At 65.2% G+C, this 16,300-nt stretch carries 15 protein-coding genes; 6 read left to right on the top strand and 9 right to left on the bottom strand.

Annotated features, from left to right (window positions below; genetic code table 11):
- The first annotated feature begins 21 nt into the window (after positions 1–21).
- The 5 genes from ASE01_RS00920 to ASE01_RS00900 are packed head-to-tail and all read left to right on the top strand — an operon-like array spanning position 22 to position 3,995.
- Complete coding sequence (locus ASE01_RS00920) at positions 22–1,188, top strand: thiolase family protein (protein ID WP_056747876.1); 1,167 nt, start codon at positions 22–24, stop codon at positions 1,186–1,188.
- Positions 1,185–1,940: an enoyl-CoA hydratase/isomerase family protein gene (locus ASE01_RS00915; protein ID WP_200958710.1), complete on the top strand. Its 756-nt coding sequence runs from the start codon at positions 1,185–1,187 to the stop codon at positions 1,938–1,940. Before ASE01_RS00920 ends, ASE01_RS00915 begins: the two co-directional genes overlap by 4 nt.
- On the top strand, positions 1,937–2,782 hold the full coding sequence (locus ASE01_RS00910; RefSeq protein ID WP_056747871.1) for a 3-hydroxyacyl-CoA dehydrogenase family protein: 846 nt from the start codon (positions 1,937–1,939) through the stop codon (positions 2,780–2,782). Before ASE01_RS00915 ends, ASE01_RS00910 begins: the two co-directional genes overlap by 4 nt.
- Positions 2,779–3,219 (top strand): hydroxyphenylacetyl-CoA thioesterase PaaI, encoded by a 441-nt coding sequence (gene paaI, locus ASE01_RS00905; protein ID WP_056748556.1) that lies wholly within the window; start codon positions 2,779–2,781, stop codon positions 3,217–3,219. Before ASE01_RS00910 ends, paaI begins: the two co-directional genes overlap by 4 nt.
- Positions 3,216–3,995 (top strand): enoyl-CoA hydratase/isomerase family protein, encoded by a 780-nt coding sequence (locus tag ASE01_RS00900; protein ID WP_056747868.1) that lies wholly within the window; start codon positions 3,216–3,218, stop codon positions 3,993–3,995. Before paaI ends, ASE01_RS00900 begins: the two co-directional genes overlap by 4 nt.
- 324 nt (positions 3,996–4,319) lie before the next feature.
- Here the strand turns inward: ASE01_RS00900 and ASE01_RS00895 are convergent, their stop codons facing one another.
- The 5 genes from ASE01_RS00895 to ASE01_RS25135 form a co-directional block, all read right to left on the bottom strand.
- Positions 4,320–5,474 (bottom strand): hypothetical protein, encoded by a 1,155-nt coding sequence (locus ASE01_RS00895; RefSeq protein WP_157537026.1) that lies wholly within the window; start codon positions 5,472–5,474, stop codon positions 4,320–4,322.
- A gap of 308 nt (positions 5,475–5,782) precedes the next feature.
- The gene (locus tag ASE01_RS00890; protein ID WP_200958709.1) at positions 5,783–7,066 is read right to left on the bottom strand and encodes a zinc-ribbon domain-containing protein; all 1,284 of its coding nucleotides are present in this window, start codon (positions 7,064–7,066) and stop codon (positions 5,783–5,785) included.
- A gap of 671 nt (positions 7,067–7,737) precedes the next feature.
- Positions 7,738–9,129, bottom strand: coding sequence for an RNA-binding domain-containing protein (locus ASE01_RS00885; RefSeq protein ID WP_056747863.1), 1,392 nt, complete (start codon positions 9,127–9,129; stop codon positions 7,738–7,740).
- 99 nt (positions 9,130–9,228) lie between these two features.
- A complete protein-coding gene (locus ASE01_RS00880) occupies positions 9,229–11,406 on the bottom strand; it encodes a hypothetical protein (protein ID WP_157537025.1) in 2,178 nt (725 codons plus the stop codon).
- A 180-nt stretch (positions 11,407–11,586) separates the two neighbouring features.
- Positions 11,587–11,766: a hypothetical protein gene (locus tag ASE01_RS25135; RefSeq protein WP_162260251.1), complete on the bottom strand. Its 180-nt coding sequence runs from the start codon at positions 11,764–11,766 to the stop codon at positions 11,587–11,589.
- Positions 11,767–11,840: 74 nt separating this feature from the next.
- On the opposite strand from ASE01_RS25135, the gene ASE01_RS00875 reads away from it, so the two are divergent.
- The gene (locus tag ASE01_RS00875) at positions 11,841–12,884 is read left to right on the top strand and encodes an IS110 family transposase (RefSeq protein ID WP_235535818.1); all 1,044 of its coding nucleotides are present in this window, start codon (positions 11,841–11,843) and stop codon (positions 12,882–12,884) included.
- Positions 12,885–12,969: 85 nt separating this feature from the next.
- Here ASE01_RS00875 and ASE01_RS00870 read toward each other — a convergent pair whose 3' ends face one another.
- From ASE01_RS00870 to ASE01_RS00855, 4 genes are all read right to left on the bottom strand, one after another.
- Positions 12,970–13,608 (bottom strand): hypothetical protein, encoded by a 639-nt coding sequence (locus ASE01_RS00870; protein ID WP_056747858.1) that lies wholly within the window; start codon positions 13,606–13,608, stop codon positions 12,970–12,972.
- Between the two features lie 8 nt (positions 13,609–13,616).
- Positions 13,617–14,507, bottom strand: coding sequence for a nucleotidyltransferase (locus ASE01_RS00865; RefSeq protein WP_056747855.1), 891 nt, complete (start codon positions 14,505–14,507; stop codon positions 13,617–13,619).
- Between the two features lie 54 nt (positions 14,508–14,561).
- Complete coding sequence (locus ASE01_RS00860; protein ID WP_056747853.1) at positions 14,562–15,494, bottom strand: nucleotidyltransferase; 933 nt, start codon at positions 15,492–15,494, stop codon at positions 14,562–14,564.
- Positions 15,495–15,652: 158 nt separating this feature from the next.
- Entirely contained in the window at positions 15,653–16,297 is a 645-nt protein-coding gene (locus ASE01_RS00855) for a hypothetical protein (protein WP_056747852.1), read from the bottom strand.
- Positions 16,298–16,300 lie beyond the last annotated feature (3 nt).

The raw sequence follows: 16,300 nt of genomic DNA, 5'->3' as shown, positions 1-16,300 counted from the left end.
CCGACCGAACAAGGAGATCCCATGCCTGAAGCCTTCATCCTCGACGGTGTGCGCACGCCGATCGGACGCTACGGCGGTGCCCTCGCGCAGACCCGGCCTGACGACCTCGCTGCCCTGGTGGTGCGGACCGCTGTCGAGCGCAGTGGCATCGACCCGGCCGACATCGAGGAGGTCGTGTTCGGCGCCGCCAATCAGGCTGGCGAGGACAACCGCAACGTCGCTCGGATGGCGACCCTGCTCGCCGGACTGCCGGACACGATTCCCGGGTTCACCGTGAACCGGCTCTGCGCCTCGGGGCTCACCGCGATCGCCACGGCCCGGCAGATGATCGCCGCCGGTGACGCGGACGTCGTCGTCGCCGGGGGAGTGGAGTCCATGACCCGCGCTCCATGGGTCTCCGAGAAGCCTGGCCGCGCGTGGGCCAAGCCGGGCCAGAGCTTCGACACCTCGATCGGTTGGCGATTCACCAACCCCGCGTTCGACGCCGACACGACGCTGACCATGCCCCGGACCGCGGAGCGAGTGGCTGAGAAGTGGAAGCTCACCCGTGAGGAGCTCGACGCCTTCGCGCTGCGTTCGCACGAGCGCGCGCTGGACGCCCAGAAGAACGGCCGTTTCGATGCCGAGATCGTCGCGGTGGGTGAGATGGCCAAGGACGAGGGTCCCCGTGCCGACACCACGGCCGACAAGCTTGCCGGACTTCGGCCGATCCACGGACCCGGAGGGGTGATCACCGCCGGCAACTCCAGCTCGCTCAATGATGGCGCCGCGGCCGTCGTACTCGTGAGCGAGCGGTACGCCGCCGCGAAGGGCCTGCGCCCACGAGCCCGGGTCGTCGCCGGAGCCAATGCAGGGGTCTCGCCCGAGATCATGGGAATCGGCCCGGTGCCCGCCACTCGACGAGTCCTCGAACGCGCAGGGTGGGCCGTCGGAGTCCTCGACGCTGTCGAGCTCAACGAGGCCTTCGCCTCCCAGGCGCTCGCCTGCATCCGCGAGCTCGGCCTCGACGACGAGATCGTGAACGCTGACGGCGGCGCCATCGCGCTCGGTCACCCGTTGGGTTGCTCCGGCACCAGGATCACCCTCACCCTGCTGAACCGTCTCGAGCGCACCGGTGGCCAGCGAGGTCTCGCGACGATGTGCGTGGGAGTCGGCCAGGGTTCCGCTCTCCTGCTGGAGTTGGTGTGAACGCCCCGCTCGTCGTCGAGGAGTACGGCGACAGAATCGTTCTCAGGCTCAACCGGCCCGAGGTCCGCAACGCCATCGACCTCGCCACCGTCGAGGCCCTGCACGATGCGTGCAGCGGACTCGAGCAGAAGCCCCGAGTGGCGATCATCATCGGCTCCGGCGGCACGTTCGCAGCGGGAGCGGACATCGTCCAGCTCCGCGAACGACGCCGTGCCGATGCCCTGGCGGGGATCAACTCCGGCATCTTCGACCGCATCCACAAGCTCCCGATGCCCGTCATCGCGCTCATCGACGGCTACGCCCTCGGGGGCGGCGCGGAGCTCGCCTACGCCTGCGACTTTCGGATCGGCACGCCCTCGACCAAGATCGGCAATCCTGAGCCCGGGCTGGGGATTCTCGCCGCCGCTGGCGCGTCGTGGCGGCTGAGGGAGCTGGTCGGCGAGCCCCTCGCCAAGGAGGTGCTGCTCGCCGGGAAGGTGCTCTCGGCCGACGAAGCCCACCAGGTGCGACTCCTCAACGACGTCGTCGAGCCCGACCAGCTCGAGATCGCGGGTCACCAGCTCGCGGACAAGATCGCGGCGCAGGCGCCCCTCGCCGTCCGGCTCACCAAGTCGGTGTTCCACAGCCCTCGCGAGGCCCATCCCCTGATCGACGACGTCGCGCAGGCGGTGCTCTTCGAGACCCAGGACAAGTACGACCGGATGACCTCGTTCCTCGACCGACGACGCGACAAGACCCAGGAGAAGCGATGACCACCTCGTCCAGCAAGACGCTCGTCCCCGGAACCGTCGGTGTGTACGGCGGTGGTCGGATGGGCGGTGGCATCGCCCACGCCTTCGCTGCCGTCGGTGCCGAGGTGATTGTCATCGAGAACGATGACCAGTCCGCGGAAGCAGCGCGGGACCGCATCAAGGCCAGCCTCGCCAAGGCCGCCGACAAAGGGGCCGACATCACGGGGACGGTTGAGGTCGTGACCGACGCTGCGGCGCTGGCTGCGTGTCCGCTGGTCGTCGAGGCGGTGCCGGAACTGATCGACCTCAAGCTCCAGGTGCTCTCCCGGATCGCGGAGGCTGCGCCCGACGCGGTCATCGGCAGCAACACCAGCTCCCTGTCGATCGACCTCCTCGCCCAGGGTGTGCCCGACCCGACTCGACTCATCGGCCTCCACTTCTTCAACCCGGTTCCGGTCAGCGATCTCGTCGAGATCGTCGTCGGCGCCCGGACGGACGCCGCGCTGGTCGGCGACGCGCAGCTGTGGGTCGCCGGCCTCGGCAAGACCGCCATCACCGTGAAGGACTCCCCGGGCTTCGCCAGCAGCCGGCTCGGTGTGGCCATTGCGATCGAAGCCATGCGGATGCTCGACGAGGGCGTCGCGTCGGCGGCCGACATCGACACCGCAATGACGCTCGGCTACCGCCACCCGGTCGGCCCGCTCAAGACGACCGACATCGTGGGCCTGGACGTCCGGCTCAACATCGCCGAGCACCTCGAGCGAGAGCTCGGACCCCGCTTCGCCCCGCCGCAGGTGCTGCGTGACAAGGTCGCCGCGGGCGAGCTGGGCCGCAAGGCCGGTCAGGGCTTCTACTCGTGGTGAGTGACACTCTCGACCCCGACAAGCTGGCGCGGGCCTGCGCCGAGCAGATGTGGTCCGAGGACCACGCCAGCCAAGTGCTGGGCATGAAGCTCGACACCGTTGGCCCGGGCACCGCGCGGATCACGATGACGATCTGTCGCGAGATGGTCAACGGCCACGGCGTCTGCCATGGGGGTTTCATCTCGACCCTGGCAGACAGTGCGTTCGCGTTCGCGTGCAACAGCCGCGGCACGGTGACCGTGGCCTCCGGGTTCGACATCACGTTCCTGGAGTCGGCCGAGCTCGGCGACGTACTGGTCGCCGACGCCCGCGAAGTCGCCCTGCGCGGCCGCTCGGGCATCTACGACGTCACCGTCCGTTGTGGTGACACCACGATCGCGGAGTTCCGCGGTCGCAGCCGGTCGCTCGGGCGACCCATCCTGGAGGAGGCACGATGACAACGCAGTCCGTCCTCGTCGACCGCACCGCAGCGGTCGCGACCATCACCATGAGCGCACCGGCGCTCACCCTCGAGTCGAAGGTGGCCCTGCGAGACGCCCTCGCCGAGGTCGCCAAGGACCCGGAGATCCGAGCGGTTGTCCTCGCAGGCGGAGGGAAGGCCTTCTGTGTCGGCCAAGACCTCGGCGAGCACAGCACCGGTCTCGACGACGGCGCCGAGGCAGCCTTCGCGACGGTCCGCGAGCACTACTCGCCCATCGTCCGCGACCTGTTGACGATGCCGAAGCCCGTCATCGCAGCGGTCAGCGGCGCCTGCGTCGGAGCGGGCCTCGGCTTCGCACTAGCCTGCGACTACCGGGTGTTCGCCTCGGACGCCAAGCTTGGCACGGCATTCACCGGGATCGGCCTCACCTTCGACTCCGGCCTGTCCTTCACACTTCCCCGCGCGGTCGGAGACGCCCGGGCCAAGGAGTTGATCCTGCTCGGGCAGATGTTCAGCGCCGAGGACGGCATCGCTTGGGGAATCGCCGGCGAGACCGTCGATCGCGACGAAGTCCTCGACCGTGCGATCGCACTTGCCCGCCAACTCGCCCAAGGTCCGACGTTGGCGTTTGCTGAGAGCAAGCGCCTCATCCTCGAGGGATCAGGTCTCGGACTCGACGACGCTCTCGAGGCCGAGGCGCTTGCCCAGACGCGGTGTGGCGAGACCGCAGACCACGTGGATGCAGTCCGTGCGTTCCTGGGACGGGAGAAGCCGAGCTTCTCGGGTCGCTAAGGCCTTGATCAATGGTCAGATGCCGCGGTAACGGGCGTTACCGTAAGGAGTGGTTGCGATCGTGACGCCATCCGGCGACAGTGCCGCCTGAAGCCAGTTCGTGCACGCGCGACGTGTCCCATGCCGTCTGACCTTTGCCGACGACCCTTGCTCTGTGCTGGCGTCCCAACGAATTCTCGGCTGCAGAGCGAAGACGAGGTCGCACATCGGGCTGTCTACGAGGTGCATGGGTTCGACCCCAAATGGCGCGTGTTGTTCCGACAACCTCGGACACGGTTTGGGAGAAGCCGCCTCAGGAGGCTAGCTGGCTGGTGCCGCTCGTCGTCACCCGTCGACTACACGAGCCGTCAGGACTGGCCCCGTGATCCGAAAGTTCTGGTGAGTGCCATCTGCGTAGAAGAAGGCGGCCTCGCGTGCTGCGCTGCCGTCTCGTCGCTGTGTCAGCGGCTGCCGCATGGCTATCAGTTCCTTACTGCTGGTGATGTGTTCGGGGAGCGGCCCGTCAACCAACAGGCCCGGGTATGCGGCAGCGGAAGGTGCCTCGCTACGGACCCCGTCGCCTAGGTCATGACAGTCGTCTTGGTGGCTGTCGCGAGTGTTGAAATGGGTGTTGGCTGCGACGCAGAACATCGCGGCGTAGGTATGTGCGATGAGGGCTGCCTGGGCGAGGAGGACGTTGGGGCTTATTCGGAGGGTGGTGCTCTCCAGCGGGGGCCCTTGCTTGCGCGGGCCGGGGGAGGCGAGGAACTGAAGGACGATGCGGTCGAAGACGTTGACCGCACCGGCTCCGGTGAGTGCAGACTTCGCGACACGGCCGTGCTCGTCGGGACCGTCGGTCGCGAAGTTGACGAGGTAGTCATCGCGGACCCGCACTCCCAGGCCGTGCTTGAACTTGTTGTGTGCCGCGGACACGTCAAGCGGACCCCTTGCGAAGAGTTCTAGCGAGAAGTTGAACCATTCCGCGAATGTCGTGACTCCGGAGATCACATGAGGGTCGTCTTTGTCGGCTGCATCCGGCGGGTACACGAGGTCCCGGAAGAGGCTCCACCTGTCATCTTTGGAGAAGCATTCCTGAATGCCGTCCAAAACGTCGGCCATTCCGGTGGGTGTGGCTTCGACGTCGGCCCACACACTGGGGCTTCCGCGCCCACAACGCCGTCGGAGAACGACGTATGTCAGCCGCAGGAGCGTCTCGGCTGCGTGCTGGCGAACTGCGAAGGCGTCGATCCCCGTCTGCAGTTTTCGCGCCTGCGGGGTGGGGTTGCGGTAAGTCTTGGCGACCTCGCCGAGGAGCCGCTCGAACTGCGAAGGCTCTGGAGCAGAAGACGTTTCGTCTCTGGCCCCTTCGGGGACTCGCTCGGCGAGGAGGCTGGAGATGCGAGCTGTGAAGTATCCGAGAGGATCGGAGGCAAAGTAGATGTCGTCGAGCCCTCGTGCTAGATCTGCGGCGAGCTCCGGTCCAGTCGGCGGCGGGAACATGTCGAGAAGGGTAGATCGCTCCGCGGACACGGAGCCGCGAAACGCAACTAGCGGCCCTGTGGCTCCGGTGGGCCCACGTCGTCCGACTACAGACAGACAGGTGAGTGCTCGCCGGTCGGCCGGGAGGCACGTGCGCGTGTGGGTAGGTCAAGCAAGCGCCGATTGGCGGCGGAACAACGCGGCTCGTGTGTCGACAGTTCGGGGTTCTGCACTCTACAGAATCCCAAGAGGTGGCGCGCCTAGAAAATGCCGCAGCGCTTCCCGGCCCGCGAAGACGCCCACTCGTTCTTCACGCCACGCGTACCAGATCAGTTGTGGACGCTTAGGGCCCACTGTTTGACTTGGCGCATCATGCCTTCGGGGTCCGGAGCTGTCGAGTAGACGACGAGTTCGACATACAGGGGGTTGTCGATGCCCAGGGTCAGGAGCGGGTGTTCGCGGAGCCGGACGACCGCCCAGCCTGCGGCGAGTAGGTCCACGGACTTCGCTGTGTCGATGGACGCTTTGTCGGCGTGCCAGTAGGCGCCGTCGTACTCGATCGCGATCTTGAGGCCCGTGGTGGTGACCGTCGTGATGTCTACAAGCCAGCGGGCGCCGTGGGTGAACGACTCGTCGGCAACGGCGTGCCCAGAGGACGCGGTGCCGAAAACGCGGACTGCAGACTCGTGGTGGGCGAGCTCGACCTTTGACTTGCCGACTTCGCGGCACTCGGGGCACCCCGAGCCGGTCGTTCGACTGGACAGGGTCGCGGTCCAGGTGTGGTCGCGCTTGTTGGCGCAGACCCACATGGGCGTGAACGCCGTTGAGCCGCTGGGGCGGACCTGCCACGCGGTGAGCAGGTTGTCCGGCGACCACTCATCGGCTAGCTCCGGGAAGTGGTAAGCTAGGGAGTCGAGGATGGTCCGGCACTCAGGGCACCGCAGCCGCTGCCCCTTCTCTCGTTCCGCGGGGCTGGCCTGCCACTCATGGCCACACTCCCAACTGTTCCACCACACGACCCGGCGCGAGCCCGGCGAGATGGTCTCGAGCTTCAGGGAGCCGTTCTTCGAGAAATGCCACTGGGATGCGATCTCGCGGTTCATGGCGTGCAGGGTTGGGTCCGCTGCGACGGCTGCGAGGCGGGCGGTGCGCGTTTCGTTCCCTCGACACGACGGGCACCCGCTGCGCAGGAAGCTGAGCGGAGTGATACGCGGGTAGTGGCCGGAAGGGCACCGGAACCGTCGCAACGTCATGCCGCCGCCGGCGACGGTGACCAGGCTCGGGTCGGCTTCATCAGCCCACGCTGTAGCGAGCTCGGGCACGTCCGCGACGGGCGTGATCGTCAGACGTGCGTACTCGGCCTTCCTCTCGGCCTTCCTTCTGACCGAACAGGTCGGGCAGCTGGGGTGGCCAGCCATGTCGAGGATGCGGGCAGTGAACCGAAGGTCGCATTCCGGGCACTTCCATCCGACCTCTCTGCGTGTCTTTGCCGTCACCGTGCTCCAGACAGCGTCGTCGTTGACCTCGTGGTCCCACCACGCCAGGACCGGCAGCTTCGAGTCCTTGAGGAGGTCCTTGGTGAGGTTCGTGCCGGGCTTCCGCTTGCCGGACACATTCGATGTCTGTGCTGCCCGCCTAGGGTTCGTCTGGCACTGGCAGCCCCAGCCGATGTCACCGAGCCGCTGCGCTGCGATGCGTCCGCAGGACAAGCAACGGGTCCGGTGTGGGTCATCACGCAGCGACGGGTCTGTCAGTGGACCCAGGTACTCGAAACCATGCTGCTCAGCGAACCCTTTCGCTACCGCGACCGACGGTGGCGTCAGGTCTGCGAACTCCTCCAATAGCCCGCGCTGGCCGGCTGCCCATTTTCGCCAGAAGCAGGCCCTGCACGTTGCGATGCCGATGCTGTTCTGGCCGAGCACGTACTCGAACCGGTAATGCGCCTCGCACCCACACGCCAGACATCGAGTCAGACGCCACTTCTTCGGTCCCGCGAACGGCTTTAGTGGCTCAAGGCCACCGGTTCGGAGGATGGCGGTGATGTGCCCATCGCACCACGTCGGGTTGGTGCGCGTGCTGAACGCAGCCGGGCGCTCACACCCGGTCTCCGAACACTCCTGCGCATCTCTAGCCACGCCCCGGATGCTGCCACGCCGCGGCGACGTGAGCAGCCGCACGGCCCGGCTCGGTGATACGTAAGCGGCGATAGGACGCATCTCTGCGTGTCGCAGCGCAGCGGCAGATCCGGTTACCCGGGAAACGCCGACGCAATCGGTGGCTTGGCTCAGATGAACTCGAAGCCTCGCCGAGCCGCCCAGTCTCTGGTTTCGGCCAGCCGCCTCGACAGCACGCCCATGCGATCGATCGCGCCGTTCTCCGTGAGGAGGCGGCCTGTGGTGACGCCATCTTCGGCGAGAGTGTCGAGGAGTAGGCGCCGCACGGCTAAAACTAGTTCGCGGGGAGTGTCGGCAATGTCTAGCAGCGGTGCTGTCACTTGACCTGGCTCGCCGTCGATTCGGCGTGCGTGCGCGTACTCGTCGTCCGAGGGCGTTGGGACCTGGTTGATGAGCAGTGGGATGCCAATGCGGGTTGGCTGGCCGGTGCGGGTGTAGTCGGGTGTGGTCACGACCTCGTTCAGTGAGTCGCCGTCCCAAGCCGGGAGGAGTTGTGCGGTTAGGACAATGTCGCCACTGGCGCCAGCGCGTACCGCGTGCTTGACGAGGAGGTCGGTGAGGCGGAGCACGTAGAACTCGATGTCGGAGTGGTTGACTCCGCTCCACGGGCGGGCGGCGTCGTTGATGCCGTGAGCGATGGCGGCCGAGGCGAAGCCGCTGCCGTCGAGCCACAGTTCGTGATGTTGGTATTGAGAGACGACGCGCCTCCAGTCGGAGCTTAGGACGATGCGCTTGCGTCTGACTCTGGAGTTCAGATTGCTGGTGAAGTCCTGCTGCAGCGGCATCTCGTGCTGCCAATAGTTTGTGAGACGCTCTGCCGTCTGTTCTTCATCCTCGCTCAGGGTGAGGTTGCCGCGCAGGCTTGGTACGAGAGCGACGGTCACCCAGACGGCGGAAGCGCGGTCCAGGGCGGGCCTAGCAGCGTCGTGGACCTCCTCGGCACGGTCGTGGTCCGAGCGGGCCATGTCGAAACGGCTCCGGTACCGGTCGGCGACCTCCGACTCGGACAGCCAATCGGTCGTGCTGGAGCGGCGAACTGGGTAACCGAACCGTTCCCGCCCATACACGACCGCGTGTGGCGCCTGGGGGCTGCGCGACACGGCGACTATGGCGACGCCGGTGTCATCGTTCTCTGGGTTGGGCACCCAGCGCGTGCGGACTACGGGTAGCTTCGGAGCAGTGCTCGAGGCTGTGGCCTGTTGGACGCGCTCGTCGAAACTTTGAGGCTTCTCGAAGGCGGCCCAACCGGCCGCGACGTCACGCCCACCGTCGTCGATACCGATGATGATGACGCCACCACCGGCATTCGCGACCGCTGCGCAGTCCTTCGCGATCTCCTCGGAACGGCTCCACCACTCACGCTTGAAGTCCAAGTCGTCGGCTTCAGGGACCTCAGCGTCAATGGCTGTCGCGAATGCGCGCCAGAGCTCTTCGTCTGGGGAGTCGAACAGACCGGTGGCGAGCGTGAGCACTTGCTCGACTCTCAAGAACCGCATGGACATGGTTGAGAAGTTAGTACGGCCCTTCGTGTGCCACATCGGATCTCGGCAGGTGCTTGCACCCGGCACGCCCGCAGCCGGCGGATCGATGCGGTTGACGGCTCAGGTCGTCGGCGCAACTGCTCCGAGAATCAAGGTGACGCGTGGAAGTTCTGAGTTCGGCTCGCCGAGTCCGTCACCGGCCGCACCCGTTGCCTGGCCCATCGGAATCGTCACGTCAATCCGCGGACCTCCAGCGGGCTTGATAACCATTCGAGGTGTGGTGCCGACTGTGATGCCTCGCTGGACAGCCTCGAGGGCGCGGCGCTGTCCGCGAGTCGTTGGACTGCTTTCGGCCCGACGTAGGCCCTGGCGAATCCGTGCCCATTCTTGGGGCATCACGTTGCCGACTGCGTCCGATGCGTATGCCCAAGAAGGGTCGTCGATCAACGATCCCAGGACTCCGAGCACCTGCGATGGGATTCGGCTGGTCGGTCTCGGAACACGCCTCCCTTCTTGGCCACCTCGACGCAACTGGTCTTCGCGATCGTTGAAGTACAAGTTGATCTCCTCGGACGAGAAGGCAAGCTGGAAGCTGTGGCCCTCTCGAGCGGGCCAAGCTCCCTCACGCGCCCGCAGCCAAGCTCCGAGAGCATCAGTTTCCGTATGGATGATCGGCGATCCGGTTGCGGTCTGCGCAGCCCGCTTGCCGTGATAGGCCCAGAGTTCGGAAGGTGTTCGAAGGACATGAGCAACGACGAGTAGATCGGCCAGGCACACGATCCATGCGTCGGTTCGGAGGTCCGCGGCCGGATCGGCTTTTTCAGACATGAGGTCCGCCGCGTTGGTGACGAAAGGATCGACGCGGTCGAGGTTGACGATGACGCGCCTCACGACAGTTGGATGCAAGAACATTGAATCGCGGCGCTGTGCGCGAAGCTCGCAGCCACGAAGGAAGGCACGCTTCGCGCGAGCCGTTTGGGACAGCGGGCGAACAAGGAACTGGTCAACCTTCGTGCGGACCCGCCCTACCGCGCCGCTTCTTCCCTGTGGGGTGATGCGTTGGCTCTTGGCTTCGACGACGATCGCAACTCTGCCGAGATCGACGACGGAATCCGTCTCAACCCAGTTGCCTTCGGAATCGCGGTACTCCGCGTTACAGATCACCCGATCCTCGCCGTACACGTCCGCGAACGCCTGAGCCGTCAAGCGCTCGGTGGTCGAGGCCCTCGCGCGCGACAAGCGCGCCCTCGCGGAGTTGTGGTGGAGGTCGGCGAAGAAGAGTTCTGCCCACTCCAAGACGTCGTGAAGGTGATCGTGTGGACTGGGCCAGACGTACGTACCGTCCAGGAGTTTGACTACAGGGAAATGCCGAAGGCGGTTGGTTCGCGTGAGACTGGTGATGTTCTGCGTCCCGATCGGTGTTGCGAGCGCATCAATCAGATGCCTCGCGACGTCATGATCGATGTTCAGACCTCGTGCCACTGCGGTCACCGGATCGTGTCCGCTGATCGAGGCAATACGCTGTAGCGACTCGAACAACCTGCCCTGTGAGCCGTGCGTCGGCCGTAGCCCTTCGTGCGCGGTCCTCAGGCGAAGAAGTTGGTCCTCAAGGTGCCGGTCTGCGGCCCGAAGGACGTCCGAGGGTCGAAAACCGATCCCGGCAGCGAGGTCATCGAGTTGCGTCAAAACATCCGATGAGATCTGGCGCAGGAACTCGGGGTAACCAGCCGTTCGGTCGAGCTGCTCCTCCGCAGCGAGGACGATGCGCGTATCGATGGCCCTCTCGTCGAGGTCCGTCAAGTAGTCGCCAACGCGGGCTTGCGCCGCATGGGCTGCCAGCTGGCGGACAAGCAACTCCATCGCCGTGAAATCGTCTTCGCTGATGGCGATGTTGCGTCTGGACATGACGATCTTTGGGTCGATCGACGTCAGAAGGCCTCCAACCAGTTCCTGGAGGACGTCATACCCATGCGCGCTTGTGCCCTGACGGCGCATCAGGCGCTGGAGAGCATCGATCAGCAAGAAGAACTGCAGCGGATTCGACTCGACCATCCGCTGCCGGAGCTCCTTGAAAGTGTCGTCGGCGCCGAGCTTGGCGAAGTGCGACATTGAGATGGCCGTCAGGCGCGCGTCTTCGAAGGAGACGTTGGGATCGCGGTATGACACCGAGGTGCCATCGCCCCACGCGTGCTGGAGGAGGCCGGGTGCACGGACATCCAGCCAGTGATGCGATCCAACGCCTTCCGAGGAGGAGCCTGGCCGTGGTCGTTTCGGTCTGGAGTCGGTCGGGTCGCTCACTGGGCCAAACTAGGACCAGCCTCCGACACTTACACCGACGACACCAAACGCGGCTTCTAGACACTCGACTGCAGGATCGGTGTCTGGCCAGACTCGGTCCAGGTGATCGGCGGGCAGCTCTCAATGCGGCTGCCCACCGGCTGAACGGGTGTGGCTCACTATCGGTCTGCGGCCCGCCGGTCACCGTGACGAGGCGTGGCTCAAGAAGGGACTGCCCTGCTCGTAGTAGCAATGCCCACCTCGCCGTCCGACTGGATCGAGCACAGGCGGGAGCAGCACATGGATCAGCAGGCAGAACAGGTGATCATCGGGGTCGATCCCCACAAGCTGTCGGCCACCATCGAGGTCGTCGACCAGCACGAACGACTGCTCGGCGCTGGCCGGTTCACCACCGACCGCGCCGGCTACGCAGCGATGCGGACCTATGCGAGGACGTGGCCGGTCGGGTCTGGGCCGTCGAGGGAAGCAACGGGGCTGGGCGCCCACTCGCGCAGCGACTGCTCGAGGACGGCGAACGAGTCGTTGACGTCCCCGCGAAGCTCGCTGCCCGGGTCCGCCTCTTCGACACCGGCCACAACCGCAAGAACGACGCCCATGACGCCCGCGCAGTGGCGGCGGTCGCGGTCCGTACATCGAACCTGCGGGTGCTGCAGTTCGACGGCGAGCTCGAGGCGCTGCGGATGCTCACCGACCGACGAGAAGCACTGACCCGTCGCCGGGTCCAGACTGTCGATCGGCTTCAAGCCCTGCTCGCAGAACTCCTACCTGGCCAGGCGCAGCGTGACATCACCACCGGCCAAGCCAAGGCCATGCTGGCCTCCGTCCGGCCCCGCGACATCGCAGGCAAGACCCGACGACGCATCGCTGCCGAGGAGCTCGCCGAGCTGATCGCAGTCGAGGCCAAGATCAAGAAGGCCACTGCAGAGTTGAAGGAGATCGTGCTTGCCCGCGGCTCACGGCTGATGGATCTGCACGGCGTCGGCCCCGTCGTGGCCGCGCGGATACTGGCCGACGTCGGCGACGTCGCACGGTTCGCTGACCGCAACAAGTTCGCTTCCTGGACCGGGACCGCGCCTCTTGACGCGTTTTCCGGCGAGCAGAACCGGCACCGCCACTCGCGCGCGGGAAACCGGCGTGCCAACCACATGATCCACATCGCCGCGATCAGCCAGATCCGCCTCGATACCGACGGCCGCGAGTACTACCGCCGCAAGCGAGCCGAAGGTAAGAAGTCGCTTGAGGCCATCCGGTGCCTCAAGCGAAGGATCTCTGACGCGATCTACCGCCAGCTCGTCGAGGATGCTCAGCGAGCGGCTGGCACGGGTCCGGGAGGGCACTGCGGGGCGTCTCAACAATCCAGCGCGGTCGACCTGCCCCCGCACATCGACACTTCGGATCAGCCACTTCCCGGACCCGCGACCCCGACGCTACGCCCAGCAGCCACCGCCCGGAAGAGGTCACTCGCAGCAACCGGTTGACAACAGAAGGGAGCCGGAATGACGCGCATTCCCTGATGCGCTGACAGCGACAGATCCGAACTCCGCATGCTGCACCTATGGGGATCTAAGGAAGCGTCTGGCAGTGCGCCTGAGCCGACGCGAAATCCGAGTGGTTCGACGTGCGGTCCACAAACTCGAGGACGAGCTCGCCCTTGGTCAGACGATCGGTGAAGTAGTAGCCCTGCAGTCGCGTGGGCTCGCCTCGAGGAGTGGAGATTTCGCATGCGCCAACGTGGCGTGGGCTGCGGACCCTGTGCTCGATTCGCGGCTCGTTGTCATACAAGAAGGACAGGCTCCGTTGGCTGGACTCGCCGTGCTTGATGAAGGTCGAGGTCCGTGAGTACGACTTGCTCTCGACGGTGAACAGGGCGACCGAGACCGACCAGAACGTCTGCTCGACCACTACGAACGCGTCGATCGGACCGCGGTTCCCCCCTTCGGGGATGTGGCTGTCTTGGTGGGGTGTCAAGGTGGCCTTCCAGAGGCCACCAAGGTGTGGAGTTTGGTGCAGCTGCAAGGCCGGGCCCAGCTTCCATAGCCATCTGTCGTAGGCGACGACTGCGAACGCTGCGATGGTGGGCAGCGCCGCGATTATTCGCTTCGCCCAGGTGTCGAGCTCGACTTCGCTGAGGAAGAGCACGCCGGTGTAGATGGCGCTGATGGCCAGAGCAGTGATGCGAACCGAGTTCTTGATCGTCGTCATCGTGATGCCTACTTCCCAAGCTCGAGGTAGTTCCATGCGGCTTTGGTGAAGTCCCGCCCGTCTTTGCGCGACCAGGGCTGCTGGTTCGTGAACAAGTACTTCCATTCGCTCACTTCGTGCCAGCGCCTAGCGGCGTCTTCTGGTTCGTCCCCGTCGAGGTTGCTCCAAAGGTGGTTCAGCACGCCTCGGATCGTTGACTCCCAAGTAGAGCGCTTGAGAACGTCGTCAGGAACGTTGTAAACGAGGCACTCGATGAAGTACGACGGCACTTCGCGATGCTTGCCGGCGACCACCATGTTGTTTTCCACCCGCTTGAGGATGCGCACCGCTTGCTTGAAGGCCATGTTGGTCACCACGTTCTTCGCCCGGCCCTTCTTGAGCTGCTCCTCAGCGTAGTTGTGAACCCGAGTGCCGTCCTTCTTGATGATCATGGCGCCTGGGCGGAAGTTGGACGGCGAGAAGTAGTAGCGAAAGTTGAAGCACGGGACGACGTCGGCGTCAACGCGCGCCGAGTTCGCATCGATCCTGATTGCCGTGGAGCCGGAAGTGTCGACCTGCCCCGGAAACTTGGCCTCCATCGCGGCAGCGAGCTCCTTGCGGAACTTGGCTGGCGTCCACGGCCCCTCGTAGTCTGCGCCGCCCTTCGGGCCGACACCAGATTCGTGCTCGCGCGAGTAGGTCGCCTCGGTGCACTGGACGGCGATGTCGACGTCGCTGTCAGAGCGGACGTTGGTGTTGTTGGCGTAGGAGCCCTTTGCGTAGACGCGAAAGGCGTAGCCGTCGAACGCAGGATGAGACGTGACCGCTTGCCGCACCATGCGCTCGGCGCGTTCCTGCTTCTCCTGCTCGGTTGTGCTTGAGGGCCCGGTCCAGCCCTGGAGTTTCGCCTCAAGACTCATGTGCCGATCCTAGGGTTCGGTCAAACTCTTCCCAGCGGAAGATCAGGCGGAGCACTAGGGGTAGTCAAGAAAATCCCAGAGCCGGGAAGCAAGTTCGCGTGCATCGTCGACGCTCCACCTTTGCGCCGGCGAGAAGAGCCACTTGAGCTCGTTGGGCTCAACCCAGTCGTCGTGTGCATACTCCTGCTGGCGCAGGCGGTTGAACAACGTTGCCAGTGCATGCTGAAACCATGACGAGTGGGTGAACCCCGGCGTCAGGTCCGCATCGGGAATGTTGTAAGCCAGGCACTCCATCAAGTACGACGGCTTCGCACCCATCAGGCCAGCTTCGACCAGTGCGTTCTCGCCGTTCTTCAGGGCACGAGCGAACTCCTTGTACTTCCCGCCCGTTCGCCGGTCCTTGGCGTTGCCGTTCTCAAGCTGTTGGAACGGGTAGTTGATGATCGCTCCGCCTGACTTCTTGAAAACCTTGCTGCCGTGGTGAGTCGCCCGACGGTCAGCGCTATCGAACCGGCGGTACTCGAAGGCCGGGACGACGTCGGACGACGGACGACTCCCTGGGACCGCGGCGATGGTGACCGCAACGTCACCGGTTGTGTCCACATCGCGCAGGCCGAAGTAACTCCTGAGGGCGTTCTCGACCTCATCCCGCCATGTCTCTGGTATCCAAACGCCGGTGTAGTCGGTCGCGTAGGGGTCGAGAACTGCTGCGTGCGCCGTCTTGGTGTCGATGTAGTCGGAGTAGTATAGGCGCCGGTTTTCGACGACGATGTCGACGTCGCTGTCTCGACGCACGTTCGTCCGATTTGCGTAGGACCCCTTCGCGTAGACATGAAGACTCCCGCGGTCCTCCTGTAACGGCGGGTGCTGGTCGATCGCCTCGCGAATCATCCGCTCAGCCCGCACCATCGTGTTTTGCTCAGAGGGGCTGGACTTGAGCGTCCAGCGTTCGACCAACGCGTTTCGGTCGGCGTCGCTCATCGTCATGCTGCGTTCCCTTCGTGTCCCGAAGGTCGAATCTATCGACGCCCTCCGACACTTCCTGGGTGTCGACGGCGGCGACGGAAGAGCCGCTGATCGGCTTGCAGTCACGCGCAGTAACCTCGTCGCTGCAGCGTCGAGCCAACATGCAAGGGAATCGCTGGTTAGTAAGTGCCGTCTTCTGCGTCGGCTTCCCGGGCAGCTTGCTGCAGCTTGTGGAGGAGCTTCTTGAACGAGTGACGTGTCAGGAGCTCGATGTCCTCAGCCGCTGGCGCGCCGGGTGCGCCATCGACGTACTCCTTGGCCCTGCGCAGTATGAGCTCGAGGTCCTGCGTCATGTCGGCACCGTGGAGGCCGCGGTCGTCTAGGCCGTCGCGCGTGGCGACGATCAGTGGCTCAAGCTGGTCGATAGCTGCACCCGCCATAACGCGATCGCTCGGACCTCCACGAGTCAACCCTGAGAGCTTCTCGATTGCATAGTCGAGGCCCTTGAAGGTGGTGAACGCCTCTTCCAGAGGACGCGCCGAGTGGCCCTTGTGCGCTCGCCGGCTTCGTCGCTCGAGACCGGCGCCTACCCGGTCCAGTGCGGAGCTGACGTCGGCGTCGGTCGCATTACTCGGGAGGCGGCTCTCGCCTGCAACTTCCGCGAGCACGTTTGTGGCGTCGACCCGGTCCGGTAGGTAGCCGCTGTCGCTGAGGACGTCCATAGCAGTGCACACCCGGTCCCAGAGCGGCAGGTCGACGAGGAGCTCTCCTCGTATCGCGGGTTCATTGATGAGGGTTCGGATGGAGTCGATCGTGTGCGCCATGCG

Source organism: Nocardioides sp. Root190 (assembly GCF_001428565.1).
Classification (GTDB): domain Bacteria; phylum Actinomycetota; class Actinomycetes; order Propionibacteriales; family Nocardioidaceae; genus Nocardioides.
The sequence above is the reverse complement of the archived record's forward strand: the minus strand, read 5'-3'. Positions and strand labels throughout refer to the sequence as shown.